This window comes from Streptomyces thermospinosisporus (assembly GCF_039526425.1).
Taxonomy (GTDB): domain Bacteria; phylum Actinomycetota; class Actinomycetes; order Streptomycetales; family Streptomycetaceae; genus Streptomyces; species Streptomyces thermocarboxydovorans.
Map to the genome: position 1 here is coordinate 1 of NZ_BAAAIZ010000012.1, position 1,233 is coordinate 1,233.

At 65.8% G+C, this 1,233-nt stretch carries 2 protein-coding genes; one reads left to right on the forward strand and one right to left on the reverse strand.

All coding sequences use genetic code 11. From position 1 onward, the window contains the following. Positions 1-231 precede the first annotated feature (231 nt). The gene (locus tag ABD207_RS06330; RefSeq protein ID WP_344010706.1) at positions 232-558 is read right to left on the reverse strand and encodes a hypothetical protein; all 327 of its coding nucleotides are present in this window, start codon (positions 556-558) and stop codon (positions 232-234) included. A 265-nt stretch (positions 559-823) separates the two neighbouring features. Here ABD207_RS06330 and ABD207_RS06335 point away from each other — a divergent pair, with 265 nt between their 5' ends. Continuing rightward, positions 824-1,153 (forward strand): hypothetical protein, encoded by a 330-nt coding sequence (locus tag ABD207_RS06335; RefSeq protein WP_344010707.1) that lies wholly within the window; start codon positions 824-826, stop codon positions 1,151-1,153. Positions 1,154-1,233: the final 80 nt, after the last annotated feature.

Sequence of the window (1,233 nt, forward strand, 5' to 3'; positions counted from 1 at the left end):
TGGGGTTTCGCTTGGAGCGGGTGACGAGAATCGAACTCGCGCTCTCAGCTTGGGAAGCTGCGATCATTTGGGGTCGGTTCGGGCGCTGACCTGCTCTAATGGCCGAGCTGCGGCCTGGTCGACGTCGCTTGCTTTCACCGTGATTCCCCGCTGTTCCCCGCTCGATCTGGTGCGCTTGTGGTGCGCCCCTAGCGCGTAGCGCCACGGGCCCGGATGATCGCCTGGACTGGCTTACAAATCCACCCGTGTTTCGCTGTCGCCGTGCCTGAGAAGGACGTGCGCCGGCCTGAATGGCAGACTGCGCAAAGTGGGCTCCATGATCTTGAAGAGCGCACTGGCGTCCGGTCCGTGGGCATACACCACGGCCTCGCCCCCTCCGAACTCGTTGCCATCGACCTCACCGACACGAGCGTCTTCGGTCGCTGTCGCCATCGCCTGCCGAGCTTCGCGGACGAGCTGGCGTTGGTCGGCCTCGCCGAAGCCACCGTGGGCAAGTCGGAAGTGGGCGATGACAGCGTGCTCTGCATCCCCGTCACCTGGGGCCGTGGGTGTCTCCATGCAGGACACGCTCTCATCAGAGGGCGGCATCGTCACGGCTCAGTGCCTGCTGAATCTCGGCACGACCAACACGCTTTCCAACTGTGTTGGTGCCTCACGGGGCCGCGTACGGGGCCGTTCACCTGCGTTTACGGTCGGCTGGTTGCCGGAGCGGCTACGGGCTCCGGTCCCGTCTGAACGCCCGCGAACGGCGCTGAATGAGACGGAAACTGAGACGGACGGTGGGACCGGGCTCGCTAGCATCTGCGCTGTTGAAGGGGGAGTCATGGCACTGGTCCGCAAGGGATCACGACGGATCGTTGTCGACGGCACGACCTACCGCTGGCGGCTGCGAGGCAGACCGACGTACTTCCAGGGCCTGGCCTGGTCGCCGTGCACGTTCGCGGTCGAGCATGCGGACACCCCGGGCATGACGCTCGTGGTCACCACCGACCAGCCGCATCCGAGCAACTGGATCGGTCACGAGGCTGAGCCGGTATTGCCGTCCCGCGTTGCCGCGGCTGTGCGAGTTGCCCTGCGTCAGGGTTGGACTCCGACGGTTCCGGGCTCCGCGTTCCACCTCGACCAGTCCGCCGGCTTCACAGCCTCGCTTTGACGCGGGGAGCACCGCCTTAGCCTCGATCTTTCGTGAGGGTCCGCCGATGGAGTCGGTGGGCCCTTTTGCTTTCCGGAGCT